The sequence below is a fragment of the Nocardia tengchongensis genome, from assembly GCF_054781395.1.
In genome coordinates, this window is record NZ_BAAGUM010000015.1 from 323,755 (window position 1) to 345,436 (window position 21,682).

At 68.5% G+C, this 21,682-nt stretch carries 16 protein-coding genes; 5 read left to right on the forward strand and 11 right to left on the reverse strand.

The annotated features are described in order from the left end of the window. Nucleotides 1-2 precede the first annotated feature (2 nt). The 3 genes from ACYVKL_RS28000 to ACYVKL_RS28010 are packed head-to-tail and all read right to left on the reverse strand — an operon-like array spanning nucleotide 3 to nucleotide 4,058. Nucleotides 3-1,481, reverse strand: coding sequence for a hypothetical protein (locus tag ACYVKL_RS28000; RefSeq protein ID WP_379166126.1), 1,479 nt, complete (start codon nucleotides 1,479-1,481; stop codon nucleotides 3-5). Beyond that, a complete protein-coding gene (locus tag ACYVKL_RS28005; RefSeq protein ID WP_379166127.1) occupies nucleotides 1,471-3,117 on the reverse strand; it encodes a sulfatase-like hydrolase/transferase in 1,647 nt (548 codons plus the stop codon). The genes ACYVKL_RS28000 and ACYVKL_RS28005 overlap by 11 nt, the downstream gene beginning before the upstream one ends. Next, on the reverse strand, nucleotides 3,114-4,058 hold the full coding sequence (locus ACYVKL_RS28010) for a haloalkane dehalogenase (RefSeq protein WP_379166128.1): 945 nt from the start codon (nucleotides 4,056-4,058) through the stop codon (nucleotides 3,114-3,116). Before ACYVKL_RS28010 ends, ACYVKL_RS28005 begins: the two co-directional genes overlap by 4 nt. A 67-nt stretch (nucleotides 4,059-4,125) precedes the next feature. Between ACYVKL_RS28010 and ACYVKL_RS28015 the strand changes: the two genes are divergently transcribed. The 3 genes from ACYVKL_RS28015 to ACYVKL_RS28025 are packed head-to-tail and all read left to right on the forward strand — an operon-like array spanning nucleotide 4,126 to nucleotide 5,687. Continuing rightward, nucleotides 4,126-4,683 carry a TetR/AcrR family transcriptional regulator gene (locus tag ACYVKL_RS28015; protein WP_379166129.1) on the forward strand — a complete coding sequence of 186 codons (558 nt, stop codon included), beginning with the start codon at nucleotides 4,126-4,128 and terminating at the stop codon, nucleotides 4,681-4,683. A gap of 22 nt (nucleotides 4,684-4,705) precedes the next feature. Continuing rightward, complete coding sequence (locus ACYVKL_RS28020) at nucleotides 4,706-4,945, forward strand: hypothetical protein (RefSeq protein ID WP_379166130.1); 240 nt, start codon at nucleotides 4,706-4,708, stop codon at nucleotides 4,943-4,945. Further along, the gene (locus tag ACYVKL_RS28025; protein ID WP_379166684.1) at nucleotides 4,932-5,687 is read left to right on the forward strand and encodes an FAD-dependent monooxygenase; all 756 of its coding nucleotides are present in this window, start codon (nucleotides 4,932-4,934) and stop codon (nucleotides 5,685-5,687) included. Before ACYVKL_RS28020 ends, ACYVKL_RS28025 begins: the two co-directional genes overlap by 14 nt. A gap of 21 nt (nucleotides 5,688-5,708) precedes the next feature. On the opposite strand, the gene ACYVKL_RS28030 is transcribed toward ACYVKL_RS28025, so the two are convergent. From ACYVKL_RS28030 to ACYVKL_RS28065, 8 genes are all read right to left on the reverse strand, one after another. Beyond that, on the reverse strand, nucleotides 5,709-6,539 hold the full coding sequence (locus ACYVKL_RS28030; RefSeq protein WP_379166131.1) for a M12 family metallopeptidase: 831 nt from the start codon (nucleotides 6,537-6,539) through the stop codon (nucleotides 5,709-5,711). Nucleotides 6,540-6,541: 2 nt separating this feature from the next. Then, a complete protein-coding gene (locus ACYVKL_RS28035; protein WP_379166132.1) occupies nucleotides 6,542-7,774 on the reverse strand; it encodes a ComEC/Rec2 family competence protein in 1,233 nt (410 codons plus the stop codon). 46 nt (nucleotides 7,775-7,820) lie between these two features. Continuing rightward, nucleotides 7,821-9,740, reverse strand: coding sequence for a gluzincin family metallopeptidase (locus ACYVKL_RS28040; RefSeq protein ID WP_379166133.1), 1,920 nt, complete (start codon nucleotides 9,738-9,740; stop codon nucleotides 7,821-7,823). After that, on the reverse strand, nucleotides 9,707-10,768 hold the full coding sequence (locus ACYVKL_RS28045; protein WP_379166134.1) for a DUF2235 domain-containing protein: 1,062 nt from the start codon (nucleotides 10,766-10,768) through the stop codon (nucleotides 9,707-9,709). The genes ACYVKL_RS28040 and ACYVKL_RS28045 overlap by 34 nt, the downstream gene beginning before the upstream one ends. Before the next feature lie 75 nt (nucleotides 10,769-10,843). Beyond that, a complete protein-coding gene (locus tag ACYVKL_RS28050) occupies nucleotides 10,844-11,605 on the reverse strand; it encodes a thioesterase II family protein (RefSeq protein ID WP_379166135.1) in 762 nt (253 codons plus the stop codon). Then, on the reverse strand, nucleotides 11,602-15,897 hold the full coding sequence (locus ACYVKL_RS28055) for a type I polyketide synthase (RefSeq protein ID WP_379166136.1): 4,296 nt from the start codon (nucleotides 15,895-15,897) through the stop codon (nucleotides 11,602-11,604). The genes ACYVKL_RS28050 and ACYVKL_RS28055 overlap by 4 nt, the downstream gene beginning before the upstream one ends. After that, nucleotides 15,894-16,175, reverse strand: a complete 282-nt coding sequence (locus ACYVKL_RS28060) for an acyl carrier protein (RefSeq protein WP_357196714.1) — start codon at nucleotides 16,173-16,175, stop codon at nucleotides 15,894-15,896. The genes ACYVKL_RS28055 and ACYVKL_RS28060 overlap by 4 nt, the downstream gene beginning before the upstream one ends. Before the next feature lie 36 nt (nucleotides 16,176-16,211). After that, on the reverse strand, nucleotides 16,212-17,957 hold the full coding sequence (locus tag ACYVKL_RS28065) for a fatty acyl-AMP ligase (RefSeq protein WP_379166137.1): 1,746 nt from the start codon (nucleotides 17,955-17,957) through the stop codon (nucleotides 16,212-16,214). A gap of 380 nt (nucleotides 17,958-18,337) precedes the next feature. Between ACYVKL_RS28065 and ACYVKL_RS28070 the strand changes: the two genes are divergently transcribed. Together ACYVKL_RS28070 and ACYVKL_RS28075 are read left to right on the forward strand one after the other, a co-directional pair. Beyond that, nucleotides 18,338-19,579, forward strand: coding sequence for a glycosyltransferase family 4 protein (locus tag ACYVKL_RS28070; protein ID WP_379166138.1), 1,242 nt, complete (start codon nucleotides 18,338-18,340; stop codon nucleotides 19,577-19,579). Further along, nucleotides 19,576-21,675, forward strand: a complete 2,100-nt coding sequence (locus ACYVKL_RS28075; RefSeq protein ID WP_379166139.1) for an amylo-alpha-1,6-glucosidase — start codon at nucleotides 19,576-19,578, stop codon at nucleotides 21,673-21,675. The genes ACYVKL_RS28070 and ACYVKL_RS28075 overlap by 4 nt, the downstream gene beginning before the upstream one ends. Nucleotides 21,676-21,682 lie beyond the last annotated feature (7 nt).

The window sequence follows — 21,682 nt, forward strand, 5'->3', positions numbered from 1 at the left end:
ATTCAGTTGTCGTGCACGGCGATCAGGCCCGGGATGACGCCGAGGTAGGCGGTGCCGTTGGGGCCCAAGGTGATTCCGGCGTAATTGTTGTTGTAGCCGGGGCCCGTTCCGGTCAGGTGTTTCCAGACCGTGGCTCCGGTGCGGAAGTCCAAGGCGGTGAAGTACCAGGGGTCGGTCGCTTCGTCGCCTTTGGTGTAGGTGTAGATCAGGCCGGTGGCCAGGGACAGTTTGGGGACGACGGTGGGGGCGGCCTCGGTGGTGTTGTCCCAGGCCTGGTGGCAGCCGTTGCCGTCGGGGTCGATGTCGATGCGGGCGAAGCCGGGGGTGGTGGTCTTGCCCAGGAGCGTGGCCTCGGGACCGGTGTAGCCGTAGTTGTTTTCGACGATCAGCGAATTGCCGGCGCTGATCAACGAGTTCTCGGTATCGCCGGCGCCGAAGACCGGGACAGCGCAGACCTGTCGCTGCGCGGCGTCGGCCGCGGTGCGGTAGACGACGACGTTCATCGGGTCGGCGTTGTCGGTGATCGCGACGTAGCCGCCGGACAGGATGGTGGGGGTGGTGCCGGTGCCGTCGTCGACCTGGCCCGGTTTGTGTTGGCCGCTGTTGGCGTAGGTGGTGCGCCAGGTGACGACGGGCTCACCGGCGGGGCCGGCGTCGAAACGCAGCAGTTCGCGGTTGGTGGCGATGTAGACGTCACCGTCGGCGCCCACCGCGAAGGAGTTCTCGATCTCGCCGTTCGCGCCGTCGCCGAGGCGGATCACCTGTGTCGCACCGGTATTCAGGTCCAGCGTGCCGACCACGCCGTTGCTGCGGGCGACGAACCACAGCAGGCCGTTGCTGTCGGGCAGCGCCGAATTGAAGGTCTCGCCGGGGCGCAGGACCCCGGTCAGGTCGTGGTCGTGCACGACGGTGAAGCCGTCACCAGAAGCGTTCTCGGCGAAGACGCGGATGTGGCCGTCGCGGGAGGCGACCACGGCGCGATCCTGGTTGTCGAGGTAGAAGTAGGCGCCGCCGGTGAAGTTGCCGAACGCGCCCGGACGCAGGAACGCGCCGGGGTCGCCCGGTAGAGCGCTGCGGCCCAGCACATTCAGGGTGACGGGGTCGAGCAGGTACAGCGCGGGGGACGGGCCGATGCAGGTGGTGACGATGCGTCCGGCGTGGTCGAAGGTGATCGATCCGCACTCCCCGCCGACCACCGACGAGACCACGCGCAGGTCGTGCCCGAGCGGTCCGGGGCGGGTGGTGGTGTTGCTCATCCAGCCGTCGTCGTGGATGCCGGAGCTGCCGTTGGGGGCGAGGTAGGGATGCTGCGGAACCGGCGGCAGATCGGTGATCGGTTGCGCCACCGCGGGATTGCCGAGGAAGACCGGCGGCGCGGCGGGCACGGCCGGGATCGGGACCGCGCCGGCGGTGGCGGCCACGGCGGCGAACAGGGTGGCGGTCGCGCCGCCCACGGCGCCGCCCCGGGAGCTATTTCGCACCGATGCCGTCCCGCAGGAAGTCGGCGAGCTGTTCACCGAAGGGCTTCGCGGTCTGGGTGAAGTAATCGTTCCATCCGTCCTGTTGAACCTGTTGCAGATTTGCGGGCAGTGGCTGCTGGAGCTCGGTGCGCACCGCCTCGTCGTGCAATCGGCTCATGGTGTCACGCAGGCCGCCGCCGATGGCGGCGGTGTTGTCGAGTTCGAGGCCGCCCTCGCGGGTGGAGTAGTCGTAGAGCTCGTACTCCTCCTGCTGTGCGGGGTCGATCCGCGAAGTGCCCGGCGCCCAATGCGAGTAGCGGACGAATTTCGCGTCGGCGGTGCGCAGCGCGATCACGTGTCCCGGTGCGTCGCCGTTGAATCGGACCGCGGCCTCCTCGATGGAGTGCTCGTCGGTGGTGTGCAGGATCCAGGGCCGCCCGGGGGCGCGCGGATCGCGGGCCACCGCGGCGATATCGTGCCGTCCGGCCAGGTGCGCGTACCGGTCGTCGCTGCGCCAGCCCGGGCCGCCGGTGCCGATGGTCAGCAGCAGGGCCGCCAGGTCGACGCTGGAGGTCAGGTGCTCGCGGGTACCCGGGGCCGGGGTGAGCAGCCCGCGGGGATCGTGGATGTACAGCGGCACCCGGATGGCCTCGTCGTAAGCGCCGCCGCCCTTGCCGTGCAGGCCGTGTGATCCCGCGTAGTCGCCGTGGTCGGAGGTGAAGACCACCACGGTGTTGGCGGCGACCTCGGGCCGGGCATCCAGCGCGGCGAGGACGCGGCCGATCTGGATGTCGACCTGCTGCTGGAACCAGAGGTAGAGGTTGCGCATGTCGATCCACTCCTGGTCGGCGCCGGGCGTGCCGTACGGGGCCAGCCCGAACGTCGCCGCGGACACTTCCACCAGGGCCTTCTGGAGTCGCGGCTTGCGCGACAGCTGTTCGAGGGTCTCGAAGTTGCCGGGCAGGTCGTTGATCCAGCGCGGAATGTTGTTGTTGGCCAGCGTGCGTCGCGTCCAGCGCGGCCACCACTGGATGTCGTGCGGGTTGACCAGCGACACCGTCGAGCACCAGGGGCCCTGTGCCGCATCGGAATCGAACCAGCCGGCGAATTCGTCGACGATGCGCCCGTCCATCTGCAGGCCCTGTTCGGGCGCGCCGTTGGGGGAGGGGTAGGTGCCGCCGTCGAAGCCGTAGCGGTCCAGTCCGCCCGGGGTGGTGTCGGCGTAGTGGCCCAGATGCCATTTGCCCCACCAGGAGGTGCGATAGCCCTGCTCGCGCAGCATCGAACCCCAGGTGGGGAAGCCCGCCGCGAGTTCGGACTGCGAGGTCGACAGGCATCCGGTCTGATGGGCGTACAGGCCCGTCACCAGGACGCCGCGGGAGGGCGTGCAGTCGTTGGCGGCGGTGTAGTGCTGCTCGAACGAGACCGACTTGTTCCGCAGCGCAGCGATATTCGGCAGCACGGTGTCGAGGACGGACTGCTCGGGGAACCACATCGGGGCGCGCATCTCGTCGACCAGGACGACGAGGATATTGGGCTTGCCGGGGTCGACGTCCAGACGGTCCGGCGTCGCGGCGGCCGGTCCGGCGGCGGCGACCGCCGCAGCGGTCGCGCCCGCCGCCGCACCGGTGCCGAAAAAGCCCCTCCTGCTGATCATTCGGCTGTTCCCATCGTGTCGGCCGCCGGATTGGCGGCGATGAATTCGGTGACCACCGTGGCGAGCTCCGGGCCGCGATCTTCCTGCAGGAAGTGACCGCCGCCGGCGATGGTGGTGTGGTGCTGACCGGCGGCGCCGGGCACCTTCTCCTGGAAGGCGCGGTGGCCGCCCGCGGTGATCGGGTCACCGTCGGAGAAGGCAGTGAGCACCGGCTTTTCGAACCGCGCCAGCTGTTCCCAGGCCGTGCGGTTGGCCGGGGCGGCGGGATCGTCGGGTCGGGTCGGGACCAGCAGCGGGAAGGCTCGCGCGCCCGCCTTGTAGGTCTCGTCGGGGAAGGGTGCGTCATAGGCGGCCACCACGTCGGGGGTCAGTTCGGTGCGGCAGCCGCCCGCGATGATCCCGCCGACCGGGAAGGTGGGCGTCTCCTGGGAGAACCGCTGCCAGGCGGCGAAGGCGTCGGTGAGTTTCGCGTCGCCGGTGGGCAGGCCGGTGTTGGCGACGACCACGCGGGCGAAACGCTCCGGATGCTCGGCGACCAGCCGCAGGCCGATCAGGCCGCCCCAGTCCTGGCAGACCAGCGTGATGCCGGTCAGGTCCAGGTGATCGAAAAGGGCCTCGCGCATCCACTCGACGTGGCGGGCATAGGTGTAGTCGGCCCGGTCGGCGGGCTTGTCGCTGCGCCCGAAGCCGATGAGATCCGGTGCGATACAGCGCAACCCGGCTTTCATCAGCACCGGCACCATGTGCCGATACAGGAAGCTCCAGGACGGTTCGCCGTGCAACAGCAGCACGATCTCCCCGTCCGGGGGGCCTTCGTCGAGATAGTGCAGCCGCAGGCGGGTGTCGCTCCCGTCCCCGGCGGCTACCTCGGTGTAGTGCGGTTCGAATGGGAAGTCGGGCAGGGCGGCGAATCGCTCGTCCGGTGTCCGCGATGCGTGCATGGTCAGAGCCTAAATGTATTTGCACGATGCGTGCAACAATTGTTCTTCCTGTGTAGGGTTGCCATCGATGGACGGACGGACCGCACGAGCAGCCAAGAACCGCCAGGCAGTCCTCGAGGCGGCCCTGGCGCTCATCGACGAGGGCAACCTGCAGCCCACCGCCCAGGCGGTCGCCGAACGGGCCGGCGTCGCGACACGCTCGGTGTACCACCACTTCCGGGATCTGGAGACGCTGTATGTCGACGCCGCGCAGACCCAGATCGCCCGGCACTGGGTCGTGCTGCTGGAACCCGTCAACGGCGACCTGGCCGAACGCATCGACCGCCTGGTGACGTTGCGCTCGGAACTGTTCGAGAACGTCGCGAGCACCCGCCGCGCCGCCCTGCTGCGCGAACACGAATCCGTGGTGCTCTCCGAACGATTGACCGAGAGCCGCGCCGCGCTGCGCGCTCACCTGCGCACCTACCTGCCCGAACTCGACGCCCTCGACCCGGCGGCCCGCGAGGCCGTCTTCGCGATCTGCTCCTGGGAGACCTGGGACGTCCTGCGCCGCCACCAAACCCTGCCGGTCGACGCGGCCCGCGCCGCCGTCACCGCCGTCCTCACCCGCATGCTCTCCGACTGAGCCACGAAGAAGGAGTCCCCTCATGGCCGTCGTGCCCGACCCCGAACAGTTCGCCCGCTTCGCCACCACCCCCGACGACGGACCGGTCGCGATGCTCAACCTGATCAAATTCCAGGACCGCGCCGAATACGCGAGCTACGGGGCCGCGGTGCTGGCCATGGTCGAGAAGCAGGGCGGCCGCCTGCTCTGGCACGGCGAACCGAGTCAAACCGGCCATCCTGCTGGAATCGGCCAAGGTAGGGGCCGAGATCTATTGGGGTGACAGCATTTCCGGTATCGAGCAGGACGACTCGGGAGTGAACGTCACCTTCGAGCAGGCCGCACCCGCCCGGTTCGACTATGTGGTGGGCGCGGACGGACTGCACTCCGCGGTGCGCCGCCTGGTGTTCGGCGCGGAGCAGGGATTCGTGCAGCACATGGGCATGTACGTCGCCACGCTCCCGGTGGACCGGACCTTCGGCGGCGATCGGGAGGTGATCATGTACAACGCGCCGGGAACGTCGGTGTCGGTGCATCCGGCGGGCGGAAAACCCCTCGCCGCCTTCATCTTCCGCAGCCCCGCAGTGGCCGGTTACGACTATCGGGACACCGAACAGCACAAGCGCCTGGTGATCGACGCCTACCGCGGGCGCGCCGGGATGTTCGACGAGCTGCTCGACCAGGTACGCGCGGCCGACGACCTCTACTTCGACGCGGTCTGCCGAGTCTCGTTGCCCGGCTGGACGAAAGGCCGCGTCACGCTGCTCGGTGACGCCGGGTCCAGCCTGTCGCTGTTCGGCGACGGCTCCAGCCTCGCCATCGCCGGCGCGCACACCCTCGCCGAGGAGCTGGGGCGCACGCCCGGCGACGCGGACGGCGCGCTGCGCCGCTACGAACAGCGGCAGCGGGCGCTGGCGAAACCGGCACTGCGCGGATTCCGGGTGGCGAGCGAGCTGCTGGTGCCGGGTTCCCGGGTCACGATCGCGCTGCGCGATGCCGCCGTCCGGGTGGCGTCCCGGTTCTGAGTTCCGGACGGCGACACGACGTCAGTGGGCGTGTGCGGCGACCTTCGCGACCGGGCGCGCCGCGGTCACCAGTTTCGCCGGGTAGAGCGTCTGCGCGAACTTCCGGTCCTGATCGTCGATATCGAGGCCACCGGGCACCGGACGGCCATCACGCATGATCGATCCCGGCAGCTGGTAGCACATGATCGACACCGTATCCGTCGGCGTCGCAATGAGACTGGAGTCCTCCAGCGGGGTCAGGACCTGAGCCTTCGTGGTCGCCGCACTCCACCCGTCGGCCTCGAGGAAGTAGCGGATCGCCTTCTTCGGGTCGATGTTCCCGACCACCTCGCGCCGCAGGTGCTCGTGCGGGAACCCCAGGGTGTGGCCGGTTTCGTGGCGGACGACACGCTTGTATTCGCTCTCGTCGGTGTCCATCGAGAAGGAATCCAGATTCATCGTCGGCTGGTCGGCCGCGATGTGCAGGATGTCGGTGCCCAGGTAGGACCAGTACCCGTCGCCGGGTGTGCGCGCGATGCGCACTTCCGCGTCATTGCTGCGGCTTTCGGAGAATTTGATGTTCGCGCCCGGCGACCAGGCGTTCATGTGACTGATGATGCGCGCCTTCAGGTCGGCGGCGTCGGTGTCGAGGAAACGGACCGCGAGATGGACGCCGCCGCTCTTCCAGTACTTGGTGGTCATCGCGGAGATGAACTCCTTGGTGACCGTGCCCGCGGGGAGCAGCGCCGTCACCGGCCGCACGTACGGGCGGTTGGCGGGATTCATCTCCACGGCGGTCTTGGCGGCCGCGAACAGGTCTGCGCCGGGCAGGCTCTTGGGGGTGCAGACTTTGATGGCGTCTGGGCTGGGCATGACTACTCCTGATGGTGATTCGGTGCGGTGAGGGTGACCTCGGTCCAGATATCGCCGTGGACGGCGAGCCGGCCGGGGACTGCGGCGGGCGGCTGATCCGCCCGGACAACCATGTGGTGATGACTCTCGAGCGACTCGACCAGTGACTTCTTGGGTATGGTCTTCACCCAGCGCTGCACCGGCCCGAACGGGACCATCGCATATCCCGGGGTCTGCCAATCCTTTTCGACGAATCTTCGAGGGGTGGCGTTGTGCGAACCATGGTGGCCGACCTTGTAGAAGGCCAGGTCCGCCAGCAGTTCGACATTGCGTGCGTCGGAGAACACGTAATCCCAGGCCCCCTGCTGCGCGTCGCCCGGGAACAGCAGGCGGGTTCCGGAGATGTCGAGGACGAAGAAGACGCTGGTGTTGTTCACCGCGTTCTCCAGAATCGCGGCGGCGCGCAGCAATCGGTCGTCGTCGTGCACGAGTTTCTGTAAGGCGAGGTCCGCCTTGGCTTCCGGGAGCCGGCCCGGCAGCGGGCCGGAGACGATGTAGCGCGGATGGAACAGCGGGGTGAGTGTGGCGTCGGTGTCGCCGGCGGCCGCGCGGACCAGCGGCCACGACTGCTGCGCGGGCGGGTCCATTCGTTTGAGGAAGTTGATGTCGCGCGAGGGGCCGAGGACATGGGCGACCAGACCGACCCGATCCACGGCGATCCGGTTCTCGGCCTCCTGCTTGCTGGGCAGGAACCGAACCCGGTGGGGCGCGGCGAATCCGAGTTGATTGCGACCCAGCAGCCGATCGGTCGCACCCGCGTTGCCCTGCGCGTTGAGCGCGAACATCCGGGCCTGCAAAACGCCTGTGGGCACGGCACGACCGGCGAATTCCGCGACGCGCCGCTCACCGAGCGCCAGCAGGCCGTTGGCGGCATCGGTCTGCCCGCCGCGGATCCGGCGCGCGTCCGCGTCGTTCGGGTCCTCCACGAACGGCACCCACACCTCGTCCACCAACACCTGTTCCCATTCCTCGCAGGCGAATCCGGTGATGTGGTCGGCGTGGTGGTGGGTGGCGACGACGACGTCGAGGTGCGGCCGGTGGTCGGGGGCGGCCTCGGTGAGGTCGGCGATGATCGCGCGCACGGACTCCTGAATCGGGCGGGCCCGGCCCTGGCTGTGCACCCCGCAGTCGACCAGCATCCGCCAGGTCTCGGGCCCGCGCTGGACCGTCACGGTGAACGCGTCACCGAAACCCACGTTGTACATTCGAACGGAAATCTTTGTCCCGGTATCCATCTCGCACCTACTCACCGGTCTCCGAATGGATGGTGGCGAAGCCGAGGCGGTGGATCGCATGCTCGGCGGTCCAGGCGCTCAAGGGGTCGGCGCCCTCCAGCTGCTCGAACCACTCGGTCATTTCGGCGAGCCGCTGCTTGCCGGCGGCATGGAATTCCCGGGCACTGTCGTCGGTGACCGCGGCCGGGTCGCTGAGCGGCAGCGGCTTCGCGATGATGTAGTCCACGCTGCCGTCGGTGCGGACGACCAGGGCGGTGCCCGCGCGAATCGCCGGTGGCTTGTACTGTTTCGGGTCCTCGAGGTCCGCGCGCCGCTGCAGCAGTTGGATGGCCAGTTCGGGCCGGGGCAGTCGATCACCGGCTCGGCGGTAGGACACGTGGATGCCTTCACAGCTGATCGGGAATTTCGGATCGAGCCCCAACTGCAGGGCGTTCGCGCGGGCCCAGGCGGTGACCCCGATGGCGACCTCACGGAAGACCGAACTCGTCGTCGGGGGCTCGGGCAGCGGAGAGTTGCCGTTGCCCTCCGGCGCGGGCGGTGTGCGCAATTCGCCCGCGGTGCCGATCGGATCCAGGTCTCGCGACGCAGACAGGATCACCCGGGACAGGTCCACCGCGTGCTTGCCGCGGCTGAGATTCAGCCCGGTATCGGGCTGATGCCACACCAGCGCCTCATCGGTCAGCGAGGTGACACTGGTCGGCCAGATGCCGCGGCGGCGGAGCGCCTCCACCAGGGTGCTGCGCAGGTGTTGCCGATCCTCGGGGTAGAGGCCGCGGTCCGCGGTGACGATCGCGCGCACCACATCTCCGAACCGGACATCGACCACCGGCAGATAGTCGAAGGCGCGCACCACCATTCCGAGCATGCGATCGGCGGTCCGTACGGCCTCATCGGCGATACGGGACACCAGATCCGGATGCAGGTGACCGGGAGGCAGAACACCCGTACCGCCGGTCGCGATGCGCAGCAGATCCGCGATCGCGCTCTGATAGGCATCGAGATAGGCGTCGAACACCGCGGCCACGAAGCACGCGCCGAGTTCGTGCGGCTCCTGGGCGGCGATGAACTGGTTGGGTGTGCGGTCCGGGTTCCTGATCGCCGACCGCAGGGCCGCGCCGCGACCGGTGGATTCGCCGAATTCCCGGGCCAGATCCAGCAGTCCGGCGCTCTTGCCGAGTTCCCCCGCGGTCGTCGCGATCGCGTCGAGGACGACGTCGCGGTGCGTGAAATGCTGGAACAGGGCCATCAGATCGGCGACGGCCTCGTGCCAGGCGAAGACGTCGCGGTGGGTGGATTCGCTGTAGAGCCGCCGGATTCGATGCACGATCGCGTGGGTCACCTCGTGCGCGACGATATCGCTCGACAGGCAGGTGAAGATGATCTGGTGCGGGAGGTTCGCGCCCGGATTCTCGGCATCGGCGCGGTAGTAGCCGAACAGCACGGCGCGGCGCTGCGGATCGAAATACGCGTTCTGCCCTTCGAAGGCGTGCGGAACCAGGCGCAGGACCTGTTCGTGATGCCATCGGAAACGGCGGCCCATGAATCGCTCGAACCGTTCCAGAACGCTCATCGCGACGGCGTACACGACCTGTTGATGGGCCCGGGGATCGCTCTCGGAGGGGCGAATTCCGTCCTGCGCCAACAGATACGGGTCGTCGAGGTCGATCGGCGCGTACCATTTCTCGCGGCTGGCGTCGTAGTCGATGACCTGCACGAGTTCGCCGTCCGGGCCCGGGCCGCGGATCTTCTCGAACGGGATGTCCAGGGTCAGGAAGCGGCCGGTCAAGCGCGTCGACATCGGATCGAAGGCGAAGGTGCGCAAGCGGCGCCGGGCGGGCGGGCAGATGCCGCCCATGCTGTAGGCCACCGTTCTCACGCCGGCCGCGGGCAGGGTCACACGGTCGGCAACAGGTGTGGTTTCGTCCATTGTTCGTCCTCCCACCGGACTTCTCGCGGGATTCGTTTGCCATAGTTCGCGTCGGTCTCGCACCGATCGCGCACACTCGCGTGCACCCGGGCTTCGGCCGGAATGCGGCGATGGCGGTAGGTGAGCAACGCCCAGATCCACCCCATCCGATGCACGCGTCCGCTCGCGTGCTCCACACTCAACGTGCAGATGTCTTGGTAGGAATGGGCTTTCAGGAGAATTCCGGCCTCGATGGCGCCGTCGGCGATCCATTTGAGGGCGATCTCGGCCAGTCGCGGATCGTCCTCGAACGTTCCGCCGACATCGGAATGGACGCCCGCGAACCACGCTTCGTCGAGCACCGGCCGCTGCCCCTTGGGGATCACCAGGTATTGCTCGTACGGACGGCGCTTCTCATCGATCGAAACGGCGTGGCGGACCCGCGCCACGTTCGGAATCTGCCGGGTGAAGGGCCAGTGCAGGTCCCATCGGAACAGCCCGGCCGCCTTCACCGTGTCCCAGACCCCCAGATATTCGATGGGAATCGAGAATTCGCCATCCGGGGTCTTGGAACAGAAGGCCCGCGCATACCGCCGCAGTTCGGGCCAATTGGTCGCCCTGCGGGTGTACGCGCTGACGACGTATTGGACGAGATTCTGGCTGCCGGGGCGCAACAGGCCGGGCTCGTGCAGCAAACCGGCGAGGGCTCGAGCCGTGTACGCGCCCCGGCTGAACCCGAAGACGTACACCCGGTCGCCCGGCCGCCAGTGCTCGATCAGATAGGTATAGGCCTCGGCGAGATTCGACCGCAGTCCACTCCCGACGGCCAACCCGAGCATCCGCGACAGCCAGCGGGCCGGCGGCGACCACGCGCCCCGGGCGCTGAAGGTCCCGACTCCCGGATCGTAGAAGGCGATCTGTTCGGCGGGATTACTCAGGTCGAGCATCTCGAACAGTCGAACGACATTCGTACTGCCGGTGGCCCGGAGCTGATTGCCCGTCCCGTCGAGACAAATGACGATGTTCTTACCCGTTGATGCTGTAAACACCGTATGAGTGTCACCCGGGCGGACCAGCCGGTATTGAGTAGCGCGGTACTCGAATTTCGGCGGTTCGGACTCGAATCAGCGCACGTTCCGCGCGGCCACGCAGCCGCGCAGCAACGGTCGCAGGTGATCGAACAGATCGTCCGGTCGATCGAACAGGAAGAAGTGATCTCCGGGCAGGATGCGCACCTCGCTGGGGGCGGTGGTGTGTTCTCGCCACGCGGCCAGTTCGAGGTCGTCGACCAGCGGGTCGGCCGCACCGCCGAAGACGTGGATCGGGCAGGGCAGGGGTGGCGCGCTGTCGTATCGGTGCGATGCGCACACCCGCAGATCGTCCCGGATGACGGGCAGTGCGTCGGCGAGCAGCGCCGGGACGTCGAGGATCGGGGCGGGCAGTCCGCCCAGGTCGCCGAGCAGCCGGATCAGCGCCGCGTCGTCGAGCGCCTCGACCGGCGGCAGCGAAGGCGGCAGGTGTGGCGCGGTGCAGCCCGAGACGATCAGCGCCGCAGGCGGTGTCGCGCCGCGGTCGCGCCTGCGGCACGCCAGGCGATAGGCGAGCAGCGCTCCCATGCTGTGCCCGAAGAAGGCGAACGGTTCGGTGAGGTGCTCGTCCAGCTGAGCGTCCAGGTCCGTGAGCAATGGCTCGAGGTCGTCGAACCGTGACTCGCCGCTGCGGCGCTCGCGGCCCGGCAGTAGTACCGGTCGCACCGCCGTGTGCGGACCCAGTGCGCGCTGCCAGGTGCGATACATCGACGCGCCGCCGCCCGCGTGGTGAAAACAGAACAGCCGCAACGACGCCGAGTCCGCGCCTGCCGCCGCGGGTTCGAGGTAGCCGGTCACCCGGCCGTCCGTAGCAGGGTCAGTTCCTCGGCGAGGATCTTCACCGTTGATCGGATTTGTTCCTCGGTGTGGCAGGTGGTGATGAAGAACCGCAGCCGGGTCTTGTCCTCGGGCACGGCCGGATACAGGATCGGGTTGGCGTTGATTCCCCTGCGCAGCAAGGTATTCGACAGTGCCAGCGTTGTCATCGAGTCGCCGACGATGCACGGGATGACGGGGGTGTCGTGGCTGTCGCCGGTGTCGATGCCCGCTTCCTTGGCCAGGGTCAGGAACAGTCGGGACAACGTGCGCAGTCGATCGAGCAGCGCGGGTTCGGCGCGCAGCTCACGTAGTGCGGCCAGGGAGGCGGCGGCGTTGGCCGGGGTGATGCCGACGCTGTAGACGAATCCGGGGGTGGTGTATTTCAGGAAACGGACGAGTTCGGCACTGCCCGCGACGTATCCACCGCACCCGGCCAGTGCCTTCGACATTGTCCCGGACCACAGTTCGACCTCGGCGCGGTCGACACCGAAGTATTCGCCGACGCCGCCGCCGGTCGCACCGAGCACGCCGATGCTGTGTGCTTCGTCGATCATCAGCAGCGCCTGGTGTCGCTTCTTCACCTCGATCAGCGCGGGCAGGTCGGGGATGTCGCCGTCCTGGCTGTAGACGCCCTCGATCACGACCAGCACCCGCCGATAAAGGTGGCGGATATCGGCAAGCATGCGGTCGAGTGCGGTGAAGTCGTTGTGCGGGAAGGGGCGTCGGGTGGCGCCGGAGAGTTTGCAGCCTTGCAGGATGCTGTCGTGGGCGAGGCTGTCGTGGACGATCAGGTCGCCGGGGCCGACGATGTGCCCGATCACGGTGACGTTGGTGGCGTGGCCGCTGGTGAGGGTGATCGCGTCCTCGGTGCCGAGCAGGGCGGCCAGTTCACGCTCCAACTCGGCGTGAATCGTCTTCTCACCCGAGAGCAGGCGGCTCGCCGAGACCGAACTGCCGTACCGTGCCACGGCGTCTTGCACGGCGGCGGTGACGGCCGGGTGCCCGGACATGCCGAGGTAGTTGTAGCTGGAGAAGTTGAGCACGTCCGCTCCGCCGATCACCGAGGTGTCGCGGGTGACTCCGTCGTTGATCAGGAAGTAGGGGTTGCTCACCCCGAACTTCTCGGCCGTCTCGATCCGGTCGAAAATCGCCTGCACCTCCGGAAAATCCGCGATGCGAAACTGGGGCTCGACCTCGGCCGATACCTCCGATTCGGTCGGTTCGGCAACTTCCGAAAGCGTTGTCGGCGAGCCGGATTGCGGGGGATCGGCCAGCCTGATCACCTCGGCGAGTGTGGTGGCGGGAGTGAGCCGGTCCGGCCTGATCGCGAGCCCGGGTATCCGGCGGGTGAGTCCGCTGAGTAGGTCGGCGACCATGATCGAGTCGAATCCCAGTTCGCCGCCGATGGTTTGGCTGTCGCGCAGTTTACCTACCGGGAATCCGCTGACCCGGGCGAACTCGGCGCGGACCACGGCTGCCACATCGACGCCGGTGTCGGGTTGAGCCTGGCCCCCGGTCGGCTGCCCCAGCTGGTCGGATGCCGCGTTGGCGGCGGCCGACAGGAGAGCGTTCTGCTCTCGGAACAGCGCGATCAGTTGATCCATGGTGGTGTCCTCGCTGTGGGGGGCCGGGGGAGTGGGTGCGTCGGTCGCGGGTGTTTCCGGCGCTGCGGTTTCGGGACGGATCCAGGACCGGTGGCTGGTGTCGAACTCGTACCCGCCGGTGCGCCGCCGGATCCGGTCGCCTGGTTCGTACAGCGCATCCCAGTTCGGGTCGAGCCCATCGCGATACAGCGCCGCGATCGTGTCGGCCAGTTCGTGGCCCGTGGCCTCCGGTCCGGGGCAGGGCGCGCAGATGCGAAGGTCGAGGCCAGGATTGGCGCGGCCGAGCATGGGCGCCAGCGTGCGCCGCGGGCCGATCTCGATCAGGTGTGTAGGCCCGGCGGCCAGCGCGGCGGTCGCGGCGTCGGCGAAACGCACGGTGGCCCCGATGTGTTCGACCCAGTAGGCGGCGTCCATGGGCTCACCGGGTTCGAGCAGACGACCGTGCACCGTCGAGTAGATCGCGGCGGTCGGCGGCTGGTACCGGCACTGCTCGGCGACGTGTGCGAACTGGTCCCGGACCGGTGCCATCAGGGGTGAGTGGAAGGCGTGCGAGACGGGGAGCCGCCGGACGGTGACGCCGCGGTCGGCGAGCACCGTGGCGAGGCGGTCGACCGTGGCCGCCGCACCGGAGAGCACCACCTCCCGCGGGCCGTTGACCGCCGCGAGCGCCACATCGGGCTCGTTCTCGATCAGCTCGGCGACCAGGTCGGCACTGCCGCGAACAGCGAGCATGGCGCCGGCGCAGGGCAACTGCTGCATGAGCCGCCCGCGGGCGGTGACAAGCCGGCAGGCGTCCTCGAGGGAGAACACCCCTGCGATGGCCGCCGCGGCGAACTCGCCGACACTGTGGCCGAGCAGCCACGCCGGGTCGACGCCGAGCTCCACGAGCGTCCTGGCCAACGCGTATTCGACCGCGAACAGCGCGGGCTGCGCGAACTCGGTCCGGTGCACGGCATCGTCGTCACCGAGCAGCAGATCGGCGACCGAGCGCTGCAGGTGCGTCGTCATGGGTTCGTCCACCTCACGGAGCGCCCGGTTGTACGTCTCCGATGTCGCGTACAGCGCACGCGACATGCCCGGGTACTGGGCGCCCTGCCCGGTGAACAGAAATCCGATCGACGGATGCTGCGCGACACCGGAATTCGCGTCGAGGACGGCATCCGAGGCGCACGCGCGCAGGTCGGCGACGGCGGCGTCCCGGTCCCGGACGACCAGCGACAGCCGGTGACGGCCCGAGGACTTCACCTGATTGGTCGACCAGCACACGCCACCCAAACCGACCGGATCCCGGTCCAGACGATCGGCGAGACGGGCCGCGTTGCGCCGCAACCCTTCCCGATCGTTGGACGAGAGAGTGAGCACGCCGACGCGACCCGAGGCCGTCGCCGCGGGTGCCGGGGGAGCGCTCGCCAGCAGCATGTGCGCGTTGGTGCCGCCCATGCCGAAGCTTGACACCGCCCCGTGAATCCGCCCGTCCGGCAGGGCCATCGGCTCGGCCGCCAGCCGCAGGCCGTACTCGGCCAGCCGCAGCCGCGGGTTCTCCTCGGCCGCGTACCGGGTGGGCGGCACCACCCGGTGGTGCAAACTCAACGCCACCTTGATCAGACCGGCGATCCCGGCCGCTCCCTCGGTGTGGCCGAGGTTGCCCTTGATCGAGCCGATCGCGCACGGCTGCTCACGCCGCGCGGCATGCACCGCTCCCAGCGCCTTGGCCTCGATCATGTCGCCGAGCATCGTTCCGGTGCCGTGCGCCTCGAGGAACGCGACCTGATCCGCGGATACGCCGGCCCGCCGGTACGCGGTCGCGACGACCTGCTGCTGGGCCCACCGGTTCGGCGCGGTGATCCCGTTGCTGCGGCCGTCGTTGTTCACCGCGCTCCCCGCGATCAGCGCGTAGATCGGCAGGCCCGCCGCCTGCGCGTCCGCGAGCCGGTGCAGCACCAGCACCGCGACGCCCTCGCCGCGGCCGATCCCGTCGGCCTTGCCGCTGAACGGTTTACAACGCCCGTCCGGCGCGGACAGGCCCGCCTGCGTGTAGAAGACATTGAGGGCGGGCGTCACCGTGATGTTGACGCCGGCGGCGAGGGCCTGGTCGCACTCGCCTGCGCGCAAAGCGCCGGCGGCCTGGTGGACCGCGACCAGCGACGACGAGCACGCGGTGTCGACCGCCATGCTCGGACCTTTCAGGTCCAGCTGATAGCTGATTCGGTTGGCGGTCATGAAATAGCCGTTGCCCGAACCGATTTGCGGGGTGATGCGGGTGTAGTCATGCATCTGCGCGGTGGCCCATTCGTTGGCCATGACACCGACGAACACTCCGGTGTTCGAGCCCGCCTGTCCGCGCGGGTCCAGGGTGGCGTCCTCGAACGCCCGCCACGCGGACTGCAGCAGCAGTCGCTGTTGCGGGTCCATCGCTTCGGCCTCGCGCGGGGCGATGCCGAAGAACTCGTTGTCGAAGGCGTCGGCGTCAGCGAGGAAGCCCCCGGTGCGGTTGTTGATTTTGCCAGGCCCGCCCGCGGCATCGTGGAAATCGGCTGCGCGCCAGCGGTTCCCGGGTACCTCGGTGATCGCGTCGCCGCCTGTCATCAGTAGCGCCCACAGCGCCTCCGGGTCCGGCGCTTGCGGAAAGCGGCAGTCGATCCCGACGATCGCGATCGCGTCGCTCATGCCGCGTACCCGGTCCGGTCGGCGGCCTCGGCGATGATGTACGCACCGAGTTCGCGGATCGTCGGGTAGTCGAAGACGACGGTCGGGTCCACGTCGAGGTCCCACTCGAATTCGATCTCGCCGCACAGGTTCACCGCCGACACCGAATCCAAGCCCAGTTCGGCCAGCGGCAGGGCGGGGTCGACTGCGGCCGGAGCGCACCCCAGGTACTCGGCTACCCGGGCGGTGAGCCAGTCCACCGCAACGTCATTCCGCTGGGCGGGCACGGTCGGTCTCATCAGTGGTGTCTCCTGAGTCATTCGAGGGCCTGTCCGTCAGTGCGCGACGAGCACGCCGGCCCGCACCCGTTGGACCGATGGTTCGATCTCCTCGTGCAGCACCCCGTCGACGACGTTGCCGAGGAACGCGGACCGCATCGAGTTGCGTTGCACCTTGCCGCTGGTGGTGCGGTGGACCGCGCGATGTTCGACCAGCACAACGTTCGGGGCCGGGAGACCGAAACCGCGCGCCACCTCCGACCTGATGCGGGCGGACAGCTCGGCGATCGGCAACTCGCCCAGCTGCTCGGTGCGCACGCCCTGGACCACCAGCAGGTGTTCCTGATCGGCCGTGTCGATCGAGAGCACGACCCCCGGCGCGTCGGCGACCGCCCGATGGGCGTCGCGCACGGCCTCCTCGATGTCGTGCGGATACAGGTTGCGGCCGTTCACGATGATCAGATCCTTCAGCCGACCGGTGATGAACAGTTCGCCGTCCAGGAGTGCGCCGAGGTCGCCGGTCCGCAGGTACGGCCCCGCGCCCTCGGTGCGGGCGTCGAACCGGTCGCGGGTGTCATCCGGCCGGTTCCAATAGCCTTGCGCCACACTCGATCCGCCGATCCAGATCTCGCCGATGTGACCGTCCGGCAGGGTGCGCAGGCTGACCGGATCCACGATGCGCAGGTCCAGGCCGGTGACCGCCGCGCCGCAGCCCACCAGGCGGGTCCCGTGGCCCGCGACGAGCCGATTGCGTTCCAGCGCTGCGGAATCCACGTCGAGGTACACCGGCGGTCGGCCGGGGCGCGCCGCGGTGGCCATCAGGGTGACCTCCGCCATGCCGTACGCCGCGAGGAGCACGTCGGCGGTGAAGCCCGCGGGGCCCAGGCGCTCGGCCACCGCGTCCAGGGTGCGGGGGCGGATGGGTTCGGCGCCGGTCAGTGCCACCCGCAGCGACGACAGGTCGAGTCCGGCCACTTGCGCGTCGGTCACTCGCCGGGCGAGCAGGTCGTAGCCGAAGTTCGGCCCCATCGTGAGGTGGCCGCGGTAGTGGTCGATCGCTTCGAGCAGCCGCACGGGACGCTTCAAGAAGGCGATCGGCGACATGTAGACCAAGCTCGCGCCCACGGACATCGGCTGCAGCAGCATGCCGATCAGACCCATGTCGTGAAAATGCGGCAGCCAGCCGACGAAGACATCGGCGGGACCGGTGCCGACCGCGGCGGAGATAGCCGCCTGATTGTGCATCAGGTTGCCGTGCGAGACCGCCACGCCCTTGGGGGTACCGGTCGAACCCGAGGTGTATTGCAGGAACGCGATGGTCTCGCCGGTGATGCCGGGCATGACCCAGGCGTCCGGATCGCCGAGCGAATCGGCGTCGGTCGCCGCCACCACGATCGCGGCCGACCCGTTCCGCGCACCCAGCCACGCGGCCACGGACGCACCGATTTCGGTGGTGGACAGGACGAGCCGGACATCGGCGTCGTCGAGCATGCCCGCGACGCGCGCCATGCTGCGCGCATCCGTCGGCACCGGCGCCGGAACCGCGATCACCCCGGCGTACAGGCAGCCGAGAAAGGCGCGCAGGAACTCGGGTCCCGGCGGGTAGAGCAGCAGCACCGGCCGATCGGATTCGGTGCGGTGGGTGAGCCACTCCGCGAGCGCCCTGGCGTCCCGGTCCAGTTCGCGGTAGGTCGCGACATCCTCGACCAGTTCACGCCCCGCCTCACGCAGGTAGGTGTACGTCCTGGTGTCGCCGAAGGTTTCGACACGACCGCGAAAGTGTGCGACGAAGGTGGATTGCATCTGGTAATCGTGACCGTGCAAATCCCCCGCAAATAGACACCTAGGTGGTAAAACAACCCCACCCTCGGAGGAAGCGGCCGCCTCCGAAGGGGTGCGCCGACCGGGCGTTGGTCCGGCTCCACCGGGCCTTTCACGACGTCGCCGACAAAGGAAGCGGCGCAGCTCGGGTTTTACCGGATTTCTCTAATTCACCACCGTGTCAATGCATTTCATCGATGCCAGATCGTGGACGACGCCGCAAGTCCTATTGACAAAACGTTGGCATAACTTTTGAATTGCGACGGCTCGGAACCCGGCAAACGCCACTTGCCGACCAGCGACGTTCGTGGCACCGTATACGACGGTTTGACTCAGTTCAGCTCACAACGAGGAGTTTGGAAATGAGGAACAACCTTTCTTTCGATGCTTCGATCGAGAACGCATTCGATTTTCTGCAGGTTCAGACCGACAATTCCGCCCTGACCCGGGTGGCGAATTCCCGGAACCGACCTCTGCATATCGTTCTCGTTGCGCCACCGTACTTCGACATCCCGCCGGTGGGTTACGGCGGCGTCGAGGCCGTCGTCGCCACCCTGGCCGACGAGCTGGTCGATCAGGGGCATCGAGTCACCTTGCTCGGCGCCGGCCGGGCCGGCACCAAGGCCACCTTCATCCGGGTCTGGGACGAGGTGATGACCAAGCGCCTGGGCGAGCCGTATCCGGAGATCGTCAATGCCATGAAGGCCTGGCAGATCATCGAGCGACTACACGCCGAGGACCCGATCGACGTCATCCACGACCACACCTTCGCGGGCCCCGGCAATGCGCCCGCGTACCGGATGCTCGGGATTCCCACCGTCGTCACCGTGCACGGCCCGGTCGACCCCGAGATGTTCGAGTACTACGGGTCCTTCGACCACAGTGTGCGACTGGTGGCGATCAGTGACCGGCAGCGCTCGCTGGCGCCCGACCTGAACTGGATCGGCCGCGTCCACAACGCGATTCGGCCCTCGGAGTGGCCGTTCCGCACCGAAAAGCTCGACTACGCGCTGTTCCTGGGCCGCTACGCCCCCTACAAGGGACCCCACCTGGCGCTCGAGGCCGCACACGCCGCCGGTCTGCGCCTGGTACTGGCGGGCAAGCTGAACGAACCGCCCGAGCACGAGTTCTTCGCGAAGTCCATCACGCCGTTGCTCACCGACACCGACGAGGTGTTCGGCGAGGCCGACGCGACCGCGAAACGCCACCTACTCGCCGGGGCGCGCTGCCTTTTGTTCCCGATTCGGTGGGAAGAACCCTTCGGCATTGTCATGATCGAGGCCATGGTCTGTGGCACCCCGGTGATCGCACTGCGCGGCGGCGCGGTGGAAGAAGTCGTCGAACACGGCGTGACCGGATGGATCTGCGACGATCCGTCCGAATTGCCCGGTTTCATCGCCCGCGCCGATGAGATCGACCCCCACGCCTGCCGCGATCGGGTCGAAAGACTGTTCTCCACCGACCTGTTCGCGCAAGGCTACGAAGCCGCCTACCGCGACGCGATCCGCATGGCGGCCGAACGCGCCGGGCACACCTCGGTGCGGGTGCGGCTCCCCGGGGCCGGGCGGGTCCTCAGCACCCGGGTGCCGGGCGGTCACGCGTGAGCGTCTTCAATGCCGGACCGCCGGTTCTCATCGAGGGTGGCTCAGGTGTGGTCACCCTCGTCGAGGCCGGCACCTTCTGCCTGTCCGACCAGCTCGGCGATATTCACCCCGGCACCGCGCACGGCCTGTTCTACCGGGACGCGCGCATCCTCACCCGCTGGGTGGTGCGCGTGGACGGCGCTTCGCCGGAACAGCTTTCGGTGGTGGTGCGCGAACCGTTCCAGGCCCGGTTCGTCGCGCGCAAGCCGCCACCGCACGGTGTTGCCGATGCGACGGTGCTGATCCAGCGCCGTCGCATCGTCGGCGAGGGGATGCAGGAGATCATCAGCGTGCTCAACCTCGGCGACGAGGACACCGCCTTGACGGTGGCCCTCGACGCCGAGGCCGATTTCGCGGATCTGTTCGCGGTCAAGGAGGGCCGCGCCGGCGGTGGCGGCGCCGAGTCGACCGCCACCGAGCAGGCCCTGCGCATCACCGACCGCGGCCAGCAGGGGCGCGGCATCATCATCACCGCCACCGAGGACCCCGAATTCCAGCCGGGATCGCTGACCTGGCAGGTGCTGATACCCGCGCACGGCAGCTGGCAGACGGTGGTGCACTGCCAGCCGATCGAGGACCATCGCGCCGTTCCGATGAACTTCGCCGACGGCGACGAGGAGCACCCGGAGGGCAAGATCCGGCGCTGGCGCGCCAGCACCACCTCGCTCACCGCGACCGGCGCCGGTCTCAACACGATTCTGCAGCGCACCGAAACCGACCTGGGCGCACTGCGTCTCGACGACCCCTCCGACGGCACCTCCTACGTGGCGGCGGGCGCGCCCTGGTTCATGGCGCTGTTCGGCCGTGACAGTCTGCTCACCTCCTGGATGGCCCTGCTGCTGGATTCGGACCTGGCGCTGGGAACTCTGCGCCAGCTGGCCAAACTTCAAGGCACCGAGTGCAATCCGATCACCGAGGAGGAGCCCGGCCGGATCATGCACGAGCGGCGCTACGGGCCCGGCAGCGACCGGGTGCTCGGCGGCACCGTGTACTACGGCACCGCCGACGCGACCCCGCTGTTCGTGATGCTGCTCGCCGAATGTCACCGCTGGGGTGTCGGTTCCGCGGCCGTACGCGAACTGTTGCCGGCCGCCGACGCGGCGCTGGCCTGGATCGACACCGACGCCGACCTCGACGGCGACGGCTTCGTCGAGTACCGGCGCAAGACCGACCGCGGGCTGGCCAACCAAGGGTGGAAGGACAGCTGGGACGCCATCAGCTTCGCCGACGGCCGCCTCGCCGACCCGCCGATCGCGCTGTGCGAGGTGCAGGGCTACGTGTACGCCGCCCGGATCGGCCGCGCGGAACTGGCCGAGGAGGCCGGCGACCACGCGCTCGCCGCCCGGCTGCGCACCCAGGCCGCCGACCTCAAAGACCGTTTCGACGAAGCGTTCTGGCTGCCGAAGAGCAACTGCTACGCCATGGCCCTGGACGGCGCGAAGCAGCCCGTCGACGTCGGATCCAGCAACCCCGGCCACTGTCTGTGGACCGGCATCGTGCCCGACGAACGCGCCGCGGAACTGATCGAGCGGCTCGCCGCGGCCGATCTCAACAGCGGATTCGGTTTGCGCACACTGTCTTCCACGGCCCGGCGCTTCAACCCGATGGGCTATCACACGGGTTCGGTGTGGCCGCACGACACGGCGATCGCGGTGGCCGGTCTCATGCGCTACGGCCACATCCCCGGCGCCATCGACCTCGCCGTGAAGCTCGCCAGCGGCCTGCTCGAGGCCATCCAGGAATTCGGCGCCCGCCCGCCGGAACTGTTCTGCGGCTTCGCCCGCTCCGAATTCAGTTCCCCGGTGCCCTATCCCACCTCGTGCTCGCCGCAGGCCTGGGCCAGCGCCGCACCGCTGCTGCTCATGCGTTCGTTCCTGGGCCTGATGCCCGACGTCCCCAACCGCACCCTCACCATCGCGCCCCGCCTGCCCGACCGCGCGGGCACGATCCGGCTCGCCGACCTCCGGCTCGGCCCCGCCACCATCACCATCGAGGCCTGCGGCAAGGACGCGAAAGTCCAGGGCCTGCCCGCGGATTGGCAGCTGAACCGGAAGTAGCAGGTTC

What these genes read in the sequence shown, in the direction of transcription:
- ACYVKL_RS28005 (WP_379166127.1), bottom strand. Translation starts at nt 3,117, where the DNA reads ATGATCAGCAGGAGGGGCTTTTTCGGCACCGGTGCGGCGGCGGGCGCG.
- ACYVKL_RS28010 (WP_379166128.1), bottom strand. Translation starts at nt 4,058, where the DNA reads ATGCACGCATCGCGGACACCGGACGAGCGATTCGCCGCCCTGCCCGAC.
- ACYVKL_RS28015 (WP_379166129.1), top strand. Translation starts at nt 4,126, where the DNA reads ATGGACGGACGGACCGCACGAGCAGCCAAGAACCGCCAGGCAGTCCTC.
- ACYVKL_RS28020 (WP_379166130.1), top strand. Translation starts at nt 4,706, where the DNA reads ATGGCCGTCGTGCCCGACCCCGAACAGTTCGCCCGCTTCGCCACCACC.
- ACYVKL_RS28030 (WP_379166131.1), bottom strand. Translation starts at nt 6,539, where the DNA reads ATGCCCAGCCCAGACGCCATCAAAGTCTGCACCCCCAAGAGCCTGCCC.
- ACYVKL_RS28040 (WP_379166133.1), bottom strand. Translation starts at nt 9,740, where the DNA reads ATGGACGAAACCACACCTGTTGCCGACCGTGTGACCCTGCCCGCGGCC.
- ACYVKL_RS28055 (WP_379166136.1), bottom strand. Translation starts at nt 15,897, where the DNA reads ATGAGCGACGCGATCGCGATCGTCGGGATCGACTGCCGCTTTCCGCAA.
- ACYVKL_RS28060 (WP_357196714.1), bottom strand. Translation starts at nt 16,175, where the DNA reads ATGAGACCGACCGTGCCCGCCCAGCGGAATGACGTTGCGGTGGACTGG.
- ACYVKL_RS28065 (WP_379166137.1), bottom strand. Translation starts at nt 17,957, where the DNA reads ATGCAATCCACCTTCGTCGCACACTTTCGCGGTCGTGTCGAAACCTTC.
- ACYVKL_RS28070 (WP_379166138.1), top strand. Translation starts at nt 18,338, where the DNA reads ATGAGGAACAACCTTTCTTTCGATGCTTCGATCGAGAACGCATTCGAT.